The organism is Pantoea sp. BL1, from assembly GCF_000963985.1.
Taxonomy (GTDB): Bacteria; Pseudomonadota; Gammaproteobacteria; order Enterobacterales; family Enterobacteriaceae; genus Pantoea; species Pantoea rwandensis_B.
Genome location: NZ_JZRH01000011.1, coordinates 97,239 through 116,349, shown reverse-complemented (window position 1 = coordinate 116,349; position 19,111 = coordinate 97,239). Strand labels below are relative to the sequence as shown.

The 19,111-nt window shown below is 54.5% G+C and carries 19 protein-coding genes; 16 read left to right on the top strand and 3 right to left on the bottom strand.

What is annotated here, in order from left to right:
* Nucleotide 1 precedes the first annotated feature (1 nt).
* The 3 genes from ftsE to rpoH all read left to right on the top strand — a co-directional run bounded on the left by ftsE (nucleotide 2) and on the right by rpoH (nucleotide 2,744).
* Nucleotides 2-670, top strand: coding sequence for a cell division ATP-binding protein FtsE (gene ftsE / locus VH86_RS07315; RefSeq protein WP_034827061.1), 669 nt, complete (start codon nucleotides 2-4; stop codon nucleotides 668-670).
* Nucleotides 660-1,646 carry a permease-like cell division protein FtsX gene (gene ftsX, locus VH86_RS07310; RefSeq protein WP_045832406.1) on the top strand — a complete coding sequence of 329 codons (987 nt, stop codon included), beginning with the start codon at nucleotides 660-662 and terminating at the stop codon, nucleotides 1,644-1,646. The genes ftsE and ftsX overlap by 11 nt, the downstream gene beginning before the upstream one ends.
* 240 nt (nucleotides 1,647-1,886) lie before the next feature.
* Complete coding sequence (gene rpoH / locus VH86_RS07305; protein WP_034827057.1) at nucleotides 1,887-2,744, top strand: RNA polymerase sigma factor RpoH; 858 nt, start codon at nucleotides 1,887-1,889, stop codon at nucleotides 2,742-2,744.
* Between the two features lie 148 nt (nucleotides 2,745-2,892).
* On the opposite strand, the gene panM is transcribed toward rpoH, so the two are convergent.
* Nucleotides 2,893-3,279, bottom strand: coding sequence for an aspartate 1-decarboxylase autocleavage activator PanM (gene panM, locus VH86_RS07300; RefSeq protein WP_045832405.1), 387 nt, complete (start codon nucleotides 3,277-3,279; stop codon nucleotides 2,893-2,895).
* 404 nt (nucleotides 3,280-3,683) lie between these two features.
* Between panM and VH86_RS07295 the strand changes: the two genes are divergently transcribed.
* From VH86_RS07295 to ugpQ, 10 genes are all read left to right on the top strand, one after another.
* Nucleotides 3,684-4,811 (top strand): branched-chain amino acid ABC transporter substrate-binding protein, encoded by a 1,128-nt coding sequence (locus VH86_RS07295; RefSeq protein WP_045832404.1) that lies wholly within the window; start codon nucleotides 3,684-3,686, stop codon nucleotides 4,809-4,811.
* Nucleotides 4,812-4,968: 157 nt separating this feature from the next.
* Nucleotides 4,969-5,895, top strand: coding sequence for a high-affinity branched-chain amino acid ABC transporter permease LivH (gene livH / locus VH86_RS07290; protein WP_034827036.1), 927 nt, complete (start codon nucleotides 4,969-4,971; stop codon nucleotides 5,893-5,895).
* Complete coding sequence (locus VH86_RS07285; protein WP_045832403.1) at nucleotides 5,892-7,163, top strand: high-affinity branched-chain amino acid ABC transporter permease LivM; 1,272 nt, start codon at nucleotides 5,892-5,894, stop codon at nucleotides 7,161-7,163. Before livH ends, VH86_RS07285 begins: the two co-directional genes overlap by 4 nt.
* Nucleotides 7,160-7,927 (top strand): high-affinity branched-chain amino acid ABC transporter ATP-binding protein LivG, encoded by a 768-nt coding sequence (livG, locus tag VH86_RS07280; RefSeq protein ID WP_034827032.1) that lies wholly within the window; start codon nucleotides 7,160-7,162, stop codon nucleotides 7,925-7,927. Before VH86_RS07285 ends, livG begins: the two co-directional genes overlap by 4 nt.
* A gap of 1 nt (nucleotide 7,928) precedes the next feature.
* Nucleotides 7,929-8,642: a high-affinity branched-chain amino acid ABC transporter ATP-binding protein LivF gene (livF, locus tag VH86_RS07275; RefSeq protein WP_038643683.1), complete on the top strand. Its 714-nt coding sequence runs from the start codon at nucleotides 7,929-7,931 to the stop codon at nucleotides 8,640-8,642.
* A 382-nt stretch (nucleotides 8,643-9,024) separates the two neighbouring features.
* Nucleotides 9,025-10,341 carry a sn-glycerol-3-phosphate ABC transporter substrate-binding protein UgpB gene (gene ugpB / locus VH86_RS07270; RefSeq protein ID WP_045815773.1) on the top strand — a complete coding sequence of 439 codons (1,317 nt, stop codon included), beginning with the start codon at nucleotides 9,025-9,027 and terminating at the stop codon, nucleotides 10,339-10,341.
* A gap of 61 nt (nucleotides 10,342-10,402) precedes the next feature.
* Nucleotides 10,403-11,290, top strand: coding sequence for a sn-glycerol-3-phosphate ABC transporter permease UgpA (gene ugpA, locus VH86_RS07265; RefSeq protein WP_045832402.1), 888 nt, complete (start codon nucleotides 10,403-10,405; stop codon nucleotides 11,288-11,290).
* On the top strand, nucleotides 11,287-12,132 hold the full coding sequence (gene ugpE, locus VH86_RS07260) for a sn-glycerol-3-phosphate ABC transporter permease UgpE (protein ID WP_045832401.1): 846 nt from the start codon (nucleotides 11,287-11,289) through the stop codon (nucleotides 12,130-12,132). The genes ugpA and ugpE overlap by 4 nt, the downstream gene beginning before the upstream one ends.
* Complete coding sequence (locus VH86_RS07255) at nucleotides 12,133-13,206, top strand: sn-glycerol-3-phosphate import ATP-binding protein UgpC (RefSeq protein ID WP_045832400.1); 1,074 nt, start codon at nucleotides 12,133-12,135, stop codon at nucleotides 13,204-13,206.
* The gene (ugpQ, locus tag VH86_RS07250; RefSeq protein ID WP_045832399.1) at nucleotides 13,203-13,946 is read left to right on the top strand and encodes a glycerophosphodiester phosphodiesterase; all 744 of its coding nucleotides are present in this window, start codon (nucleotides 13,203-13,205) and stop codon (nucleotides 13,944-13,946) included. Before VH86_RS07255 ends, ugpQ begins: the two co-directional genes overlap by 4 nt.
* Here the strand turns inward: ugpQ and VH86_RS07245 are convergent.
* The gene (locus VH86_RS07245) at nucleotides 13,943-14,221 is read right to left on the bottom strand and encodes a DUF2756 domain-containing protein (protein WP_038643672.1); all 279 of its coding nucleotides are present in this window, start codon (nucleotides 14,219-14,221) and stop codon (nucleotides 13,943-13,945) included. The genes ugpQ and VH86_RS07245 overlap by 4 nt on opposite strands.
* 202 nt (nucleotides 14,222-14,423) lie before the next feature.
* On the opposite strand from VH86_RS07245, the gene ggt reads away from it, so the two are divergent.
* Nucleotides 14,424-16,175: a gamma-glutamyltransferase gene (gene ggt / locus VH86_RS07240; protein WP_045832398.1), complete on the top strand. Its 1,752-nt coding sequence runs from the start codon at nucleotides 14,424-14,426 to the stop codon at nucleotides 16,173-16,175.
* A gap of 84 nt (nucleotides 16,176-16,259) precedes the next feature.
* Here ggt and VH86_RS07235 read toward each other — a convergent pair whose 3' ends face one another.
* Nucleotides 16,260-16,751, bottom strand: coding sequence for a GNAT family N-acetyltransferase (locus VH86_RS07235; RefSeq protein WP_045832397.1), 492 nt, complete (start codon nucleotides 16,749-16,751; stop codon nucleotides 16,260-16,262).
* A 365-nt stretch (nucleotides 16,752-17,116) separates the two neighbouring features.
* On the opposite strand from VH86_RS07235, the gene VH86_RS07225 reads away from it, so the two are divergent.
* Nucleotides 17,117-17,812 carry a pirin family protein gene (locus tag VH86_RS07225; RefSeq protein WP_045832395.1) on the top strand — a complete coding sequence of 232 codons (696 nt, stop codon included), beginning with the start codon at nucleotides 17,117-17,119 and terminating at the stop codon, nucleotides 17,810-17,812.
* Between the two features lie 182 nt (nucleotides 17,813-17,994).
* On the top strand, nucleotides 17,995-18,990 hold the full coding sequence (gene gntR, locus VH86_RS07220; RefSeq protein ID WP_045832394.1) for a gluconate operon transcriptional repressor GntR: 996 nt from the start codon (nucleotides 17,995-17,997) through the stop codon (nucleotides 18,988-18,990).
* Nucleotides 18,991-19,111 lie beyond the last annotated feature (121 nt).

Here is a 19,111-nt window from a genome sequence, read left to right as displayed (position 1 = left end):
GATGATTCGCTTTGAAGAGGTCAGTAAAGCATACCTGGGAGGACGTCAGGCGCTGCAGGGAGTGGATTTCCATCTGCGCCCCGGCGAAATGGCATTCCTGACCGGCCACTCCGGCGCAGGGAAAAGTACCTTGCTGAAGCTGATTTGTGGCATTGAGCGCCCGAGCGCCGGGCAAATCTGGTTTAGCGGCCACGATATTTCACGTCTGCGTCGCAGCGAAGTGCCTTTCCTGCGACGTCAGATCGGGATGATTTTCCAGGATCACCACTTGCTGATGGATCGTTCGGTCTATGACAACGTGGCGATTCCGCTGATCATTTCCGGCGCCAGCGGTGAAGATATTCGTCGCCGTGTATCGGCAGCGTTGGACAAAGTCGGCTTGCTCGACAAAGCGAAGAGTTATCCGATCCAGCTTTCTGGTGGTGAACAGCAACGTGTGGGCATTGCCCGCGCGGTGGTGAACAAACCTGCGGTGCTGCTGGCGGACGAACCCACCGGTAACCTGGATGATGCCCTGTCAGAAGACATTCTGCGTCTGTTTGAAGAGTTCAACCGCGTCGGTGTGACCGTCTTGATGGCGACGCACGACACCGGTTTGATTGCCCGCCGCAATTACCGCTTGATGACGCTGAATCAGGGACGCCTGCACGGAGGCCATGATGGTCAATAAACGCAATAAGCGCCCAGCGGCGCCGAAGGCGGCCAAGGCGCCTTCAAAAAGTAAGGCGCTGAAAGGCGGCTGGCAGGAGCAGTGGCGCTATGCGCTGCGCGGCACGCTGTCGGATATGTGGCGTCAGCCGCTGGCCACGCTGCTGACCGTGATGGTGATTGCCATCTCGCTGACGCTGCCCAGCGTCTGCTATATGGTGTGGAAAAACGTCAGTCAGGCGGCGACGCAGTGGTATCCGGCACCGCAGTTGACGGTGTATCTGGATAAAGCGCTGGATGATACGGCTGCTGAGAATGTCGCTGCTGAGCTGAAAAAGTTAGATGGCGTGGATAACGTTAACTATCTGACCCGTGAAGAAGCGCTGAATGAGTTCCGCAACTGGTCTGGTTTCGGCGGTTCAATGGACATGCTGGAGCAAAACCCGTTGCCCGCTGTGGCTATCATCACGCCGAAACTCAATTTCCAGAATTCGGACACCATGGCTAACCTGCGTGATCGCGTGTCGAAAGTGCAGGGCGTGGATGAAGTGCGCATGGATGACAGCTGGTTTGCCCGTTTAGCCGCGTTGACCGGTCTGGTGGGGCAAATCGCTTCGATGATTGGTCTGCTGATGGTGGTGGCGGTGTTCCTGGTCATCGGTAACAGTGTGCGCCTGAGCATCTTTGCCCGTCGTGATACCATCAACGTGCAAAAGCTGATTGGTGCCACCGATGGTTTCATCCTGCGTCCGTTCCTGTATGGCGGCGCGCTGTTAGGTTTCAGTGGTGCAGTACTTTCATTGCTGCTGTCCGAAGTGCTGGTATTGCGTCTGCAATCGGTGGTGGCGCAGGTTGCGACGGTGTTTGGTACCACCTTTGTTCTGGAAGGTTTTTCCTGGGATGAAGGGCTACTGCTGCTGCTGATTGCCGCGATTATTGGCTGGATTGCCGCATGGTTAGCGACTGTACAACATTTACGCCGATTTACGCCGCAGTAACCAACAGCAACGTTTTTTGATATACTCTTCCTCTGCTGCCGACGACCTGGGAGCAGAGGAATCTTCCTATTTTCCCCGCCGTCATCTGTGTGTAAAATATTCACTGCTAATATTGAACTTGTGGATAACTTTGTCGTCCAAGTAGCACAGATTGCTTTTGGTTTTTTGGCGACGTTGACATAATGTAACGTCTGCGCCAGGAAACTGTGCAGCAAGTCCATTGAATTTGTGAGGGTTTGAATGACCAAAGAAATGCAAACTTTAGCGATTGCGCCTCTGGGTAACCTGGAATCTTACGTCCGGGCTGCCAACAACTGGCCGGTATTGACGGCAGAAGAGGAGAAGGCATTAGCGGAGAAACTGCATTACCAGGGCGATCTGGATGCAGCTAAGACGCTGATCCTGTCTCACCTGCGCTTTGTTGTTCATATTGCTCGTAACTACTCCGGTTACGGCCTGCCACAGGCGGACCTGATTCAGGAAGGTAACATCGGCCTGATGAAGGCAGTGCGTCGCTTCAACCCTGAAGTTGGCGTGCGTCTGGTGTCATTTGCCGTGCACTGGATTAAAGCAGAAATTCACGAATACGTGCTGCGTAACTGGCGTATCGTGAAAGTCGCGACCACGAAAGCCCAGCGCAAGCTGTTCTTTAATCTGCGTAAAAGCAAACAGCGTCTTGGTTGGTTTAATCAGGATGAAGTGGAGATGGTTGCGCGCGAGTTAGGCGTGAGCAGCAAAGATGTCCTCGAGATGGAATCTCGTATGGCCGCGCAGGATATGACTTTCGACATGTCTTCGGATGACGAAGCTGGCGAAGGTAAGCCGATGGCACCGGTACTCTATCTGCAGGATAAAACCTCAGACTTTGCCGACGGCATTGAAGAGGATAACTGGGATGCGCACGCTGCTGATAAGCTGAGCGATGCCATGCTGAGCCTTGATGAGCGTAGCCAGCACATCATCCGCGCCCGTTGGCTGGATGATGAGAACAAAACCACGTTGCAGGAACTGGCCGACAAATATGGCGTCTCTGCAGAGCGTGTGCGTCAGCTGGAAAAGAACGCCATGAAGAAACTGCGTATGGCGATTGAAGCCTGATAAAGCATCAGGTCAAAACGGGGCGACTTTTATAGTCGCCCTTTTTATTTGCTCAAAATCCGAAGCCGCGCAATTTATGGCGCATCGGTCACCAACCCAGGCGCTTCAGGCCAGCGCGATAAATCGCGCCGCTATGTGTTCGAAATCATTAGCGCACCCAGCCATCGGCCTGCGCGCGAAAACCACAGGCCTGCATAAAGGCGGCGCGCACACTCTGATCGTCGTCGCCGTCATCGGCTACCCACCAATCCGCCAGCGCGCGATTCTGCGCCATGGTCTCTTCCAGCAGATATTGCCCGACGCCGCGCCGCCGCGTCACTTCGCGCACGGTGAGGTGCGAAATCTTCCCCTGCGTGCCACGAATTTCCAGCTGTAACCCACCCAACAGACGATTGTTAAACCTTGCCGCATACAAGCGCTGCGTCTCGCTTAATACAGCTTCAAGTTGCGAAATATCGATCTGCGGCCAGACTTTAGCTAAATCCAAACGATCCTGCGGCGTGAGTGCGGTGATTCGCTGAATAGTGAGCTTCATTACCCTTACCTGTACTGCCAGAAAGGCCATAGTGTAGCGAATTTAGACAGTCAGCGTGCTGTCACTTTTTTGCGATGAAAATAGGTCAAATGCCAGCCAGTTTGCCAGGATTGTGGAGGAAGTCATCAATGTTAGCTGAAATAGCCAGCATAACACGCTGGCATTTTGGCTAAAAACCGGCCATAAAAACCAGATGATTCTGCTGTGCAACGCGACTAATACTGAATATGTCAGTTGATTTACAGAAGAAAGTTCCTGTTTAATAACCTGAAAAATAAAGCCTTATTACCAATAAATGCCAGAAAAGAGCGCTAACTCATTATTCTTGAATCAGTTTTCCTCATTGACTGGCAGAAAATAAACCAAACACAACGACACACGACACAACAGATGGGGAAGTTCGCATGAAAATGAGTAAAGGACGCGCATTACTGGCGGGTTGCGTTGCGCTGGCGCTGAGCCACGCGGCACTGGCGAAAGATATCAAGATTGCCATCGTTGGCGCAGCAACCGGTCCGGTTGCGCAATACGGTGATATGCAGTTTACCGGTGCAGCGCAAGCCATTAAGGACATCAACGCCAAAGGTGGCGTGAACGGTGACAAACTGGTTGGCGTGGAATATGACGACGCCTGTGACCCGAAACAAGCGGTTGCAGTGGCCAACAAAGTAGTTAACGACGGCATCAAGTATGTAATCGGCCACCTGTGCTCCTCTTCTACTCAGCCTGCTTCCGACATTTATAACGATGAAGGTATTCTGATGATCACCCCAGCGGCAACCGCACCAGAGTTGACCGCTCGTGGCTATGCGGATGTGCTGCGTACTACCGGTCTGGATTCCGATCAGGGCCCAACCGCTGCAATTTACATTCTCAATGAGATCAAACCAAAACGTATCGCTGTGGTGCATGACAAGCAGCAGTACGGTCAGGGACTGGCCGAATCGGTGCAGAAAACCCTGAAAGCCAAAGGCGGCAACGTGGTGCTGTTCGAAGGTATCACCGCGGGCGATAAAGATTTCTCTACGCTGATTGCGCGTTTGAAGAAAGAAAACGTCGATTTCGTTTACTACGGTGGCTACTACCCAGAGCTGGGCCAGATTCTGCGTCAGGCAAAAGCAGCCGGTCTGACTGCTGGCTTCATGGGACCAGAAGGTGTGGGCAACGCCTCACTGTCTAACATCGCCGGTGATGCATCTGAAGGCCTGTATGTCACCTTGCCGAAACGTTATGACCAGTTGCCAGAGAACAAGGCGATTGTTGAAGCCATCAAAGCCAATACCGCGTCTAACCGTAAAGACCCAACCGGTCCGTTCGTCTGGACCACCTATGCGGCCATTCAGTCGCTGGTGGCCGGTATCGAACGTAGCAAGAGCGCTGAGCCAGATGCCATTGCTAAAAACCTGAAAGAGGGCGCAGCGGTTCCAACGGTGATGGGCAACCTGAACTGGGATCAGAAAGGCGACCTGAAGGGCTTCGAATTTGGTGTCTTCAAATGGCACAAAGACGGTTCCTCTACCGCTGTTAAGTAATTCCCAACCTTAAATAGATTGGCCCTCTCTTTTGCCGGAGAGGGCTGGGGGAGGGACAGCGCGTACCATCTTGATGAGATCCCGCGCGCCTGTTCCCTCACCCTAACCCTCTGCCAAAAGGGAGAGGGGATTTTTAGTCCACATGCAGGTCCTCACTATGTCCGAGCAGTTTCTCTATTTCATTCAGCAGATGTTCAACGGGGTTACCCTCGGGAGCACTTACGCGCTGATCGCCATTGGTTACACCATGGTTTACGGCATCATCGGCATGATCAACTTCGCCCATGGCGAGGTGTATATGATCGGCAGTTATGTCTCCTTTATTGTGATTGCCGCCCTGATGATGATGGGTATCGATACCACGTGGCTGATGATTGCCGCCGGGTTCGTGATGGCGGTGATCATCTCCAGCGCCTACGGCTGGAGCATTGAGCGCGTGGCGTATAAACCCGTGCGCTCCTCTAAGCGCTTAATCGCGCTGATTTCGGCTATTGGGATGTCGATCTTCCTGCAGAACTACGTCAGTCTGACGCAAGGTTCGCGCGATCTGGCGTTGCCAAGCCTGATCACCGGCCAGTGGACGCTGGGCGAGAGCAACGGCTTTGCTGCCACGCTCTCCACCATGCAGCTGGTGATTTGGGTGGTGACCTTCCTCTCGATGCTCGCCCTGACGCTGTTTATTCGTTATTCACGTATGGGCCGCGCCTGCCGCGCCTGTGCGGAAGACCTGAAAATGGCCAGTCTGCTGGGGATTAACACTGACCGCGTGATTTCACTGACCTTTATCATTGGTGCCGCGATGGCAGCGGTGGCGGGCGTGTTGCTGGGCCAGTTCTACGGCTCGATCAACCCGTTCATCGGCTTTATGGCTGGGATGAAGGCGTTTACCGCTGCGGTATTAGGCGGCATCGGCAGTATTCCGGGCGCGATGATTGGTGGTCTGGTGCTCGGTATCGCTGAAGCGCTGACCTCGGCGTATCTGTCGACCGAATACAAAGATGTGGTGTCTTTCGCGCTGCTGATTGTGGTGCTGCTGGTGATGCCTACCGGCATTCTGGGCCGTCCGGAGGTAGAGAAAGTATGAAACGCCTCGGTCTGGTCAACGCCGTGATTTCAACGGTGATGTTACTGATTCTCGCCACTTTCTTTATGGGCGTCCGTCTCGATCTTGATGGCACCAAACTGGTGGTGGCTAACGCTGGCGCGGCGCGCTGGAACTGGATTTTCATCGGCTGTGCGGTGGTTTTTGTCTTTCAGCTGCTGCGTCCGCTGTTCCATGGCAAGTTCAAACGCAGCGGTAAAGGCTTTGTGCTGCCTGGCTTCGATGGTTCGACGCCAAAGCAAAAGCTGGTGATGGCGCTGTTGATTGTTGCTGCGGTGCTGTGGCCGTTTCTGGTGTCGCGCGGCAGTATCGATATCGCCACATTAACGCTGATCTACGTGATGCTCGGTCTCGGCCTCAACGTGGTGGTCGGCCTGTCTGGTTTGCTGGTGCTGGGTTACGGTGGTTTCTATGCCATCGGCGCTTACACCTTTGCGTTGCTCAATCACTATTACGGTTTTGGTTTCTGGGAAAGCCTGCCGCTGGCGGGGATTGTCGCGGGTGCGTTTGGCCTGATGCTCGGCTTCCCGGTACTGCGCCTGCGCGGTGACTATCTGGCGATTGTGACGCTCGGCTTCGGTGAGATCGTGCGTATTCTGCTGCTGAACAGCACCTCTATTACCGGCGGTCCAAACGGTATCGCGCAGATTCCTAAACCGAGCCTGTTTGGCATTGAGTTTGGACGTCGTGTCAGTGAAGGCGGCTGGACCACTTTCCATGAGCTGACGGGGCTACAATACGATCCGAATCATCGTGTGATTTTCCTCTATCTGGTGGCGCTGCTGCTGGTGGTGCTGACGCTGTTCGTTATCAACCGCTTGCTGCGCATGCCATTGGGCCGTGCGTGGGAAGCGCTGCGTGAAGACGAGATCGCCTGCCGCTCGCTGGGTCTGAGCCCAACGCGTATTAAGCTGACCGCCTTCACGATTAGTGCCGTGTTCGCGGGTTTTGCCGGCACGTTGTTCGCTGCACGTCAGGGCTTTGTCAGCCCGGAATCCTTCACCTTTGTCGAGTCTGCCTTTGTGCTGGCGATTGTGGTGCTGGGCGGCATGGGATCGCAGTTCGCGGTGATCCTCGCGGCGATACTATTGGTGGTGTCGCGCGAATTGATGCGTGATTTGAACGAGTACAGCATGCTGGTGCTCGGTGGTTTGATGGTGCTGATGATGATCTGGCGTCCGCAAGGGCTGCTGCCGATGAAGCGTCCACACCTGAAGTTGAAAAGCAGTAAACAAGGAGAGCAGGCATGAGTCAGCCTTTGTTAGCCGTTGAAGGCTTGATGATGCGCTTTGGCGGGCTGTTGGCCGTCAACAATGTGGCGCTGGAACTGCATCCCCAGGAAATCGTGTCACTGATCGGGCCAAACGGTGCCGGTAAAACCACGGTGTTCAACTGCCTGACCGGTTTTTACAAGCCGACCGGCGGTACCATCAAACTGCGCGATCAAGAGTTGCAGGGGCAGCCTGGCCAGAAAATTGCGCGCATGGGTATCGTGCGTACTTTCCAGCACGTGCGTCTGTTCCGTGAGATGACAGTGATTGAGAACCTGCTGGTGGCGCAGCATCAGCACCTGAAAAGCGGCGTGTTCTCCGGCCTGTTTAAGACCCCGGCATTCCGTCGCGGTGAGAGTGAAGCGCTGGATCGTGCTGCCACCTGGCTGGATCGCATCGGCTTGCTGGAGCTGGCCAACCGCCAGGCGGGTAACCTGGCTTATGGTCAACAGCGCCGTCTGGAGATTGCACGCTGCATGGTGACGCGTCCGGAAATCCTGATGCTGGATGAGCCTGCCGCAGGACTTAACCCGCGCGAAACCCACGAACTGGACGAGCTGATTGCCGAACTGCGCGGTGAGCATAAGGTCTCGGTACTGTTGATCGAACACGATATGAAGTTGGTGATGGGCATTTCTGACCGCATTTATGTGGTGAACCAGGGGACACCGCTGGCTAACGGTACGCCGGAAGAAGTGCGTAACAATCCGGATGTGATCCGTGCTTATTTAGGTGAGGCGTAAGATGGCAAACCCAATTTTAACGTTGCAAGGGGTGAGTGCCCATTACGGCCCGATTCAGGCACTGCACAACATTAATCTGCACATCAGCCAGGGTGAAATCGTCACGTTGATTGGTGCTAACGGCGCAGGTAAAACCACGCTGCTCGGCACTTTGTGCGGAGAACCGCGTGCCACCAGTGGCACAATCGTGTTCGATGGCAAAGAGATAACCGACTGGCAAACCGCCAAAATCATGCGTGAAGCGATTGCGATTGTGCCGGAAGGCCGCCGTGTGTTTTCCCGCATGACGGTGGAAGAGAACCTGGCGATGGGCGGTTTCTTTGCCACGCGTCAGCAGTATCAGGAGCGCATTGAGCGGGTTTATCAGCTGTTCCCGCGTCTGGCTGAACGTAAAGTGCAGCGCGCGGGCACCATGTCCGGTGGTGAACAGCAGATGCTGGCGATCGGTCGTGCGTTAATGAGTCAGCCGCGTTTGCTGTTGCTCGACGAGCCTTCTTTAGGTTTAGCGCCGATTATTATTCAGCAGATTTTCGATACGATTGAACAGCTGCGTAAAGAGGGCATGACCATCTTCCTGGTGGAGCAAAACGCCAACCAGGCGCTGAAGCTGGCCGATCGCGGCTACGTGTTGGAGAACGGTCACGTGGTACTTGAAGACAGTGGTGAAGCGCTGTTATCCAACGAAGCAGTCCGCAGCGCTTACCTCGGTGCCTGATCTGGCTAACTTGCCAGATTGCGGTTGGGCAGTGCTCGCCATCCTCACGTACTAAGAGTACGCTCCGGTGGCTACGCGCTGCCTCGGCGTCTGACCTGTCTAACTTGCCAGCTTGCGGTTGGGCAGTGTCGCCATCCTCACGTACTACGTGTACGTTCCGGTGGCTGTGCGCTGTCCGCCCGCAATCTGACTGCGCCGCCGACGGTCTGATAAAAGGTCATCTTTAACTAATCCGCACCACTTTAAACTTTCTAATACGCGCAATCTCCGTCACATTCCCGTCATAAACCTGTTATTAATCCGTCATTTCCCCGTGTCATGTTACTTCGCGAACAAAAAAATGCGTGATATCGCGCGTACCTAACAGCACAGGAAAAAACTTATGTCCGCTTTTACGCTTCGTCCCCGCCTGATGAGTGTTTTGCTTGGTCTGGCGCTCAGCGGTAATGCGCTGGCTGCCACTGACATTCCTTTCTGGCACTCAATGGAAGGCGAGTTAGGCAAAGAAGTCGATTCTCTGGCACAACGTTTTAACCAGGCTCACCCAGAATACAAAATCGTACCGACTTACAAAGGTAACTATGAGCAGAGCCTGGCAGCGGGTATTGCTGCTGTACGTACCGGTAAAGCACCGGCGATTCTGCAGGTTTACGAAGTGGGTACGGCGACCATGATGGCCTCGAAAGCTATCGTGCCTGTGCATGACGTGTTCAAAGACGCCGGCGTGCAGATGGACCCGAAACAGTTCGTGCCAGCGGTTGCAGGTTACTACAGCGACAGCAAGGGCCAGCTGATTTCTCAGCCGTTCAACAGCTCTACACCTGTGCTGTACTACAACAAAGATGCATTCAAGAAAGCCGGTCTGAACCCAGATCAGCCACCTAAAACCTGGCAGGAGCTGGCGAAAGACGCCGACGCACTGCGTAAAGCGGGCATGACCTGTGGTTACGCCAGCGGCTGGCAGGGTTGGATTCAAATCGAAAACTTCAGCGCCTGGCATGCACTGCCGGTTGCCACCAAAAACAACGGCTTTGACGGTACCGACGCGGTATTGGAATTCAACAAGCCCGTTCAGGTGCGCCACATCCAGATGCTGGAAGACATGAACAAAAAGGGCGATTTCACCTACTTCGGTCGTAAAGATGAATCAACCGCGAAGTTCTACAACGGCGATTGTGGCATCACCACGGCTTCTTCCGGTTCTCTGGCGGATATCAAGCATTACGCTAAATTCAACTTCGGCGTCGGCATGATGCCATACGACTCAACGGTGCCAAACGCACCGCAGAACGCCATCATTGGCGGCGCAAGCCTGTGGGTGATGAAAGGCAAAGATGCTGACACCTACAAAGGCGTAGCGGAGTTCATGAAGTTCCTGGCACAACCAGAAATCGCAGCGGAATGGCACCAGAAGACCGGTTACCTGCCCATCACCACCGCGGCATATGAGCTGACCAAGCAGCAGGGCTTCTATGACAAGAACCCAGGCGCAGACATTGCCACGCGTCAGATGCTGAACAAAGATCCTCTGCCATTCACCAAAGGCATGCGTCTGGGCAATATGCCACAGATTCGTACCATCGTGGACGAAGAGCTGGAAGGCGTGTGGACGGGCAAACAGGCTCCACAGGCTGCACTGGATAACGCTGTGAAGCGCGGAAACGAACTGCTGCGTCGTTTTGAACAGCAAGTGAAGTAATTCCGTTGTCTCGGGGCTGGCGCATGGCGTCAGCCCCGATTTCTCTTTTGGCGAGTCTGCTATGTCCTCATCACGCCCCGTATTTCGCTCCCGATTTTTGCCCTATTTGCTGGTGGCACCGCAACTGGTGATCACCGCCATTTTCTTCTTATGGCCTGCCGGTGAAGCGCTGTGGTATTCGCTGCAAAGCATCGATCCTTTTGGTATTTCCAGCACCTTTGTCGGGTTGGAGAACTTTAAACGTCTGTTCAGCGATGAGTATTACCTCGCTTCGTTCTGGACCACCATTGAGTTCAGCGCACTGGTCACCGTGTGTGGCATGACCTTCTCGCTACTGCTGGCGGCGCTGGTCGATTACGTCATACGGCTAAAAAAACTGTATCAAACCTTGCTGCTGCTGCCTTATGCCGTTGCGCCCGTGATTGCCGCGGTACTGTGGATGTTCCTGTTCAATCCCGGCCTCGGCCTGTTTAGCCATCTGCTGAACCAGATCGGTTACAACTGGAACTACGCACAAAACAGCGGTCAGGCGATGTTCCTGATTGTGCTGGCGTCCATCTGGCAGCAGATGAGTTACAACTTCCTGTTCTTCTTCGCCGCGCTGCAATCGATCCCCAAATCGCTGGTGGAAGCGGCGGCGATTGACGGGGCTGGACCGGTGCGCCGCTTCTTCAATCTGTCACTGCCGCTGATCACCCCGGTGAGTTTCTTCCTGCTGGTGGTCAATCTGGTGTATGCCTTCTTCGATACTTTCCCGGTGATCGATGCCGCGACCGGCGGTGGCCCCGTGCAGGCCACTACCACGCTGATCTACAAAATTTATCGCGAAGGCTTTACCGGTTTGGATCTCTCATCCTCTGCCGCGCAGTCGGTGGTGCTGATGCTGCTGGTGATTGGACTGACGATCCTGCAATTCCGCTTTGTCGAGCGTAAGGTGCAATACCAATGATTGAGAATCGACGCGGGCTGGATATCTTCAGCCATACCCTGCTGGTGCTCGGTGTACTGACCATTCTGTTCCCGCTGTACGTGGCGATAGTCGCCGCGACGCTGGATAACGAAGCGGTGTATCAGGTGCCGATGACCTTAGTGCCCGGCACGCATCTGTGGGACAACATTTCACGCATCTGGACCCAGGGCGTCAACGGCAGTGGCCCGGCATTCGGCATGATGATGATGAACAGCCTGATCATGGCGCTGGGCATCACGGTGGGCAAAATCGCGGTATCGATGCTCTCCGCGTTTGCACTGGTGTGGTTCCGCTTCCCGTTGCGCTCACTGTTCTTCTGGCTGATCTTCATCACCCTGATGCTGCCGGTGGAAGTGCGTATCTTCCCGACGGTGGAAGTGATTTCAAACCTGAACATGCTCGACAGCTACAGTGGCTTAACCCTGCCGCTAATGGCTTCGGCAACCGCAACTTTCCTGTTCCGACAGTTCTTTATGTCGCTGCCGGATGAGCTGATTGAAGCGGCGCGTATTGATGGTGCCAGCCCGATGCGTTTCTTCTGGGATATCGTCTTACCTTTGTCAAAAACCAACCTTGCCGCACTGTTCGTGATCACCTTTATCTACGGCTGGAACCAGTATTTATGGCCGCTGTTGATCATTAACGATCCGATTCTGAGCACGGCGGTTGCCGGGGTGAAAAGTATGATCAACACCAGCGGCGGCCCGACGCAGTGGAACGAAGTGATGGCGGCAATGTTATTAACCCTGATCCCACCGGTGGTGGTGGTACTCGTGATGCAACGTGCCTTTGTGCGTGGCCTGGTGGAGAGTGATAAATAAATGGCAGGCGTAACCCTTCAGACCGTCACCAAATCGTATGACGGCAAAAATCAGATCATTCAGCCGCTGAATATCACCATCAACGATGGCGAGTTTATGGTGATGGTCGGCCCTTCGGGCTGTGGTAAATCGACACTGCTGCGCATGGTTGCAGGCCTGGAACGTGTGACCTCGGGCGATATCTACATCGACGATAAGCGTGTCACTAACATGGAACCGAAAGATCGTGGCATCGCCATGGTGTTCCAGAACTATGCGCTTTACCCGCACATGACCGTGGGCGAAAACATGGCTTATGGCCTGAAAATTCGCGGTATGGGCAAAGAGCAGATCGATCAACGCGTAATGGAAGCCGCGCGCAGCCTGGAACTGGATCACCTGCTGGCTCGTCGTCCACGTGAGCTGTCGGGCGGTCAACGTCAGCGTGTGGCGATGGGCCGTGCGATTGTACGTGAACCGGCGGTATTCCTGTTTGATGAGCCATTATCGAACCTCGATGCGCGTCTGCGTGTGCAGATGCGTCTTGAACTGCAACAACTGCACCGCCGCCTGAAAACCACCAGTCTGTATGTGACACACGATCAGGTGGAAGCGATGACGTTGGCCCAGCGTGTGATGGTGATGAACAAAGGGGTGGTCGAGCAAGTGGGCACCCCGGTGGAAGTTTATGAGCGTCCGGCAAGCCAGTTTGTGGCATCGTTTATCGGTGCGCCCGCAATGAACCTGCTGCCAGGCCAAATCAACAGCGACGGCACGCGCTTTACCCTCGATGCGCTTAATAGCCTGCCATTGGGTGAAAGCAAAGCGAAGTGGGCGAATCGTCCCCTTACGTTGGGTATTCGCCCTGAGCATCTGGTGCTCAGCTCGCAAGCCGGGGGCGGCATTCCATTAGTGGTGGATACGCTGGAGATGCTGGGTGCGGATAATCTCGCGCACGGCCGCATCGGCAACACTCGCCTGGTCGTACGTTTGCCGCACAGTGAGCGTCCGCAATCGGGCAGCACCTTGTGGCTGCATCTGCCGCCAGATGCGTTACACTTCTTCGATTCAACCCATGGAAAGCGTCTGGAATGAGTGTAGAAAATTGGCCATACCCACCGATCGTCGCCCATCGCGGCGGCGGTAAGCTGGCACCGGAAAATACCCTGGCGGCGATTGATGTTGGCGCGCAGTACGGTCATACCATGATCGAGTTTGATGCCAAGCTGTCGGATGATAAACAGGTGTTCCTGTTGCATGACGATACGCTGGATCGCACCAGCAACGGCTGGGGTGTGGCGGGCGATCTCTCATGGAGTAAGCTATCGCAGCTGGATGCGGGCGGTTGGTACAGCCGTGAGTATGAAGGCGAGCCGCTGGCGCTGCTGCGTGACGTGGCCGATCGCTGTCGCCAGCATCAGATGATGGCGAACATTGAGATCAAACCGACCACCGGCAAAGAGGTGGAGACCGGACGCGATGTGGCGTTGGCCGCGCGCGAACTGTGGCAAGGCCAAACGGCGCCACTGTTGTCTTCCTTCTCTTATGCAGCATTGGAAGCAGCGATGCAGGCAGCGCCTGAGTTGCCACGCGGATTATTGCTGGATGAGTGGCACGATGACTGGCAGGCGCTGACCCAAGCACTGGGTTGCGTTTCCATCCATCTGAACCATAAATTATTGGATGCTGAACGCACCGCGCAGCTGAAAGCCGCCGGATTGCACATTCTGGTGTACACAGTAAACCAGCCCGCGCGGGCGCGCGAGCTGCTGAATTGGGGCGTCGATGCCATCTGTACTGACCGCATCGACATTATCGGTCCCGACTTCCGTTAATTCTGGTTTTGCTGCTGGCCCGGCTGTTGCTGAATCACGCGCTGCTGGGCGCTATCCCTTCGCTCCTGCATTTTCCGCTGTAATTCCTGATTCTGCTGCTGCTGATCCTGACGCAGTTTTTGCTGCTGCTGTTGCTGCTGGACCTGCATTTGCGTTTGCATGCGCTGCTGGCTCGGGTTATAGCCGGGTTTATTCGGGTCATTTGTGCTGTTCAGCATATTTGCCATGCTGCTTAAGGGTAGCAACGCAGCGATAACGATAAGCCATTTTTTCATGGTCTTCCTCCATTAATGCAGCCTGCTGTGTGCTGTTGTCATCAGTATGGCAACAAGGGCTGCTGTCATAAGTTTATGCGATGTCACAAAGTCCTGAACCAGGAGTGCGCCGAATTTGGCTTACTGCTACGCTTTTTATCGTGTTTGCAAACACTTGCATCAAAAAATAACAAATGTAAATAACCGCAAAGGAAGATCGCAAATGAGACTAAAGGGCAGCGTGCGTCAGGTTGGCTGGGCATTATTGATGAGTTTTACCGTAGTACAGGGGGCGTTTGCCGCGCCTGCCAGCGCGCCACCGGTGTCATACGGCGTGGACAGTGACACCTTCCATCCGGTGAAGGCGCAGCACGGTATGGTGGCGTCGGTGGATGCGATGGCCACCCAGGTTGGCGTCGATATTCTGAAGCAGGGCGGTAATGCCGTGGATGCGGCCGTTGCAGTGGGCTTCGCATTAGCCGTCACTCATCCACAAGCCGGTAATCTCGGCGGTGGTGGCTTTATGATGCTGCGAACCGCATCGGGACGCACCACGGCAATCGATTTTCGTGAAATGGCGCCGGCGCGTGCCTCACGCGATATGTTCCTCGATAAGCAGGGCAATGCTGACCCTAAACTGTCGCTCACATCCCATTTAGCCTCGGGCACGCCGGGTACAGTTGCTGGTTTTGCGCTGGCGGCACAAAAATACGGTACGCTGCCGCTGAGTAAACTGCTGGCTCCAGCGATTAAACTGGCGCGTGAGGGCATCATCGTTAACGATGCGCTGGCGGACGATTTGGCCACCTACGGCAAAGAGACGTTGATCAATCACGACAACAGCCGGGCGATTTTCTACAAGGCAGACGGCAAGCCGTATCAAAAAGGTGAGCGTCTGGTGCAGAAAAACCTCGCGCACAGCCTGCAACTGATTGCTCAACAAGGGCCGGATGCCTTCTACAAAGGCAAGATTGCCGATGAGATCGCCGGAGAAATGGCACAGCATGGCGGATTGATTGGCAAACCGGATTTGGCCGCCTATCGTGCGGTAGAGCGCAAACCGGTCAGCGGCACCTATCGCGGCTATGAAGTATTCTCAATGCCGCCACCGTCTTCAGGTGGGATTCACATCGTGCAGATCCTCAACATCCTGGAGAACTTCGATCTGGCGAAGTGGGGCTTTGGCAGCGCCGATGCGATGCAGGTGATGGCGGAAGCGGAAAAATACGCTTATGCCGATCGTTCGGAATACCTTGGCGATCCGGATTTCGTCAAAGTGCCGCAGCAAGCATTGACCAGCAAAGCCTACGCCAAAACCCTGGCGCAGCAGATTGACGTCAACAAAGCGCGTCCTTCCAGCGAAATCAAACCGGGTAAGCTTGAGCCGTACGAAAGCAACCAGACTACGCACTTCTCGGTGGTGGATAAAGACGGTAATGCGGTCGCCGTGACCTACACGCTGAACACCTATTTCGGTAGCGGTATTGTGGCTGGACAGAGCGGTATCCTGATGAACAACGAAATGGATGATTTCTCCGCTAAGCCGGGCACACCAAACGTGTATGGTTTAGTGGGCGGTGAGGCGAATGCAGTGCAACCGGCTAAACGTCCATTGTCATCGATGTCACCGACTATCATCGCCAAAGACGGCAAAACCTGGCTGGTGACAGGCAGCCCAGGTGGCAGCCGTATTATCACCACTGTGCTGCAAATGGTGGTGAACAGCATCGATTTTGGTATGAATGTAGCGGAAGCGGCCAATGCGCCGCGTTTCCACCATCAATGGTTACCGGATCAGCTGCGTGTGGAGAAAGGCTTTAGCCCGGATACGCTGCGTTTGCTGGAAGCCAAAGGTCAGCATGTGAAAGTGATGCCCGCAATGGGCAGCACGCAGAGCATTATGATTGGGCCGGATGGCATGCGTTATGGCGCTTCGGATCCGCGTTCGGTGGATGATTTGAGTGCTGGGTATTAAGTTCGAATAAAAAGGCGCCGCGACGAGTCTTATTGTCCGTCGTGGCGCTTTAATATGCTTGAGGGCGCTTCTACTGATTAGCGGTTATTTCAGTCGCGCCATGTAGTGCGTATCAATCATCTCGCCGTCGCGCATCGCAAAACGCTTCGCGGTGCCTTCAATCTCAAAGCCAAACTTCTGATACAGCCCAATCGCTTTATGGTTATCGGCAAACACAGTCAGCTCAATACGCGTCACCTGTAGCCAGTTGTCGCACAGATCAATCATCGCGGCCATGAGCGCCGAGCCTACGCCGCGACGGTGAAAGGCGGGATCGACGCCCATGCCAAAGGTAGCGGCGTGGCGACGTCGTGCGACAGATTGCACTTCTAGCGTGATTTGCCCAGCCAGTTGATCGTCAATCATTGCCACTAGCATATGCACACCCGGACGCGTATTACTAAGGCGCTCCTGCCATAGCTTTGGCGATTGATGTGGTAGCTGTAACGTGTTCGCCTGCGTCTCTGGTTGGCTATAGAGACGTGTTAGTGCCGCAGCATCTTCAGGGATTACGTGGCGAATGATGATCTGACTCATAAAGCGACTCCTTGTGCAAAGTGAATAAAATCCCCTTTAACATCAAGGAATTCTCACGAATCGTCAATGGAAAATAATTCTCAAAAGGGGTTTACAGACGCGAATGATAATGATTATTATTGTCATGCGGACCGGGAACGTCTCCTGACATACCGGGTAAGCACGACATTGCTCACATTGCTTCCAGTGTTTCTTAGCCAGCTCGGGTGCTGGCTTTTTTTTTTGTCTACGATTTACCTCCTTCATCTCTCCTGTGCAATCCTCCTTAAAACATTCAGTTTTTTTGAAAAGAGGCGTGAAGTTTTTCAGCTATCAATAGATCTACCTCAGGTCCACACTGTAAAAAACATTGAGGAGAATTGAACATGATCTACGTACGCAAAGCTGAAGAACGCGGTCACGCCAATCACGGTTGGCTCGATAGCTGGCACACCTTTTCCTTCGCGGATTATTACGATGCCAACTTTATGGGCTTCTCCGCGTTGCGCGTTATCAATGAAGATGTGATTGATGGCGGCCAGGGTTTTGGTACCCATCCGCATAAAGACATGGAAATCCTGACCTATGTGCTGTCTGGCACCGTGGAACATCAGGACAGCATGGGCAACAAAGAGCAGATCCCAGCAGGCGAGTTCCAGATTATGAGCGCCGGTACCGGTGTGCGCCATTCGGAATACAACGCCAGTGACAAAGATCCGCTGCATCTGTATCAGATCTGGATCATTCCAGAGCGCAAAGGCATTGAGCCACGCTATGCGCAGCGCCGCTTCGAAGATGTGAAAGGTCGCCAGTTTGTTCTGTCACCGGATGAGCGTGAAGGATCGCTGAAAGTGTTCCAGGACATGACTTTGTCGCGCTGGGTGTTTGCCGAAGGTGAATCCGACGCGGTGACTGTCGAAGCGGGCCGTCGTGTGTGGATTCAGGTGGTGAAAGGCCTGGTGAGCGTCAATGGCGAACAGGTTGGGACCAGCGATGCGCTGGCGATCTGGGATGAGAGTGCGCTGACCATCAACGCTGACAGCGATGCAGAGATTCTGCTGTTTGATCTGCCGCCGGTGTAACAGCTTGTCAATAAAACGTGCAAGGTTGCCCTCTATGGCGACCTTGCATTTTTTTGCCCACTTTTTCGTCAGGTGCGTATCGATGTGCACAAAGTCAGAGCGAGAATCCATGGTTTTCCGCAAAGCCTGAAATTGACAAAAAAATGATAGACTCATCGTATCTCTGACCTCAGGCGCATACGATGAAGAAGAAAAGGCCGGTACTACAGGACGTTGCCGATCGCGTCGGCATTACAAAAATGACCGTCAGTCGCTACCTGCGAAACCCCGATCAGGTCTCTGCGGCGCTGCGCGATAAGATCGCCGTAGCACTGGATGAACTCGGTTATATCCCCAATCGTGCCCCCGATATGCTCTCTAATGCGACCAGTCGCGCTATCGGCGTACTGTTGCCCTCGCTCACCAACCAGGTGTTCGCCGATGTGTTACGCGGCATTGAAACCGTGACGGATGAGGCCGGTTATCAAACGTTGGTGGCGCACTTTGGCTATAACGCGGACAAAGAAGAGCTACAGCTGCGATCGCTGCTCGGCTGGAACATCGATGGCGTCATTCTCACCGAACGCACCCACACGCCCGGCACGCTGCGCATGCTGGAAGTGGCCGGTATTCCGGTGATTGAGATGATGGATTCGGTGACGCCGTGCCTCGATATGGCGGTGGGCTTCGATAACGTCGAAGCGGCGCGCCAGATGACGCATGCTATTCTGAAAAAAGGCCACCGCCACACCGTTTACCTTGGCGCGCGTCTTGATGAGCGTACCCTGCAAAAACAGCAGGGCTACGAAAAGGCGATGCGTGAAGCCGGGCTCACCCCGCACAGTGTGATGATGGAAGATGCTTCCTCCTTCAGTGCCGGCGCGCAGCTGCTGCGTGAGGCGCAGAAACGCTATCCCGAAACCGACAGCCTGTTTTGTACCAACGATGACCTGGCGGTCGGCGCGATGTTTGAGTGTCAGCGTCAGGGCTTACATGTCCCTGCACAGATGGCGATTGCCGGATTTCACGGCCACGACATTACGCAAGTGGTCACGCCGCGTCTGGCCACAGTGCTTACGCCGCGTGAGCGCATGGGACGTGAATCAGCCGCGATGCTGCTGGCGCGTATCGGTGGTGATCGCAGCGTGATTAAGCCGCTGGATGTCGGGTTTGAAATTGCTGAAGGTGGCAGCATCTGATTTTGGCGATTATTTGAGTCAGTTCACACTTTCGTGCTTTTCCACCTAACAAGGGTTGCCAGTCCCGCAGTGGGCTCCGACAATGATAATCAAATTTGTTATCGGTAACATTGGCAGGCAA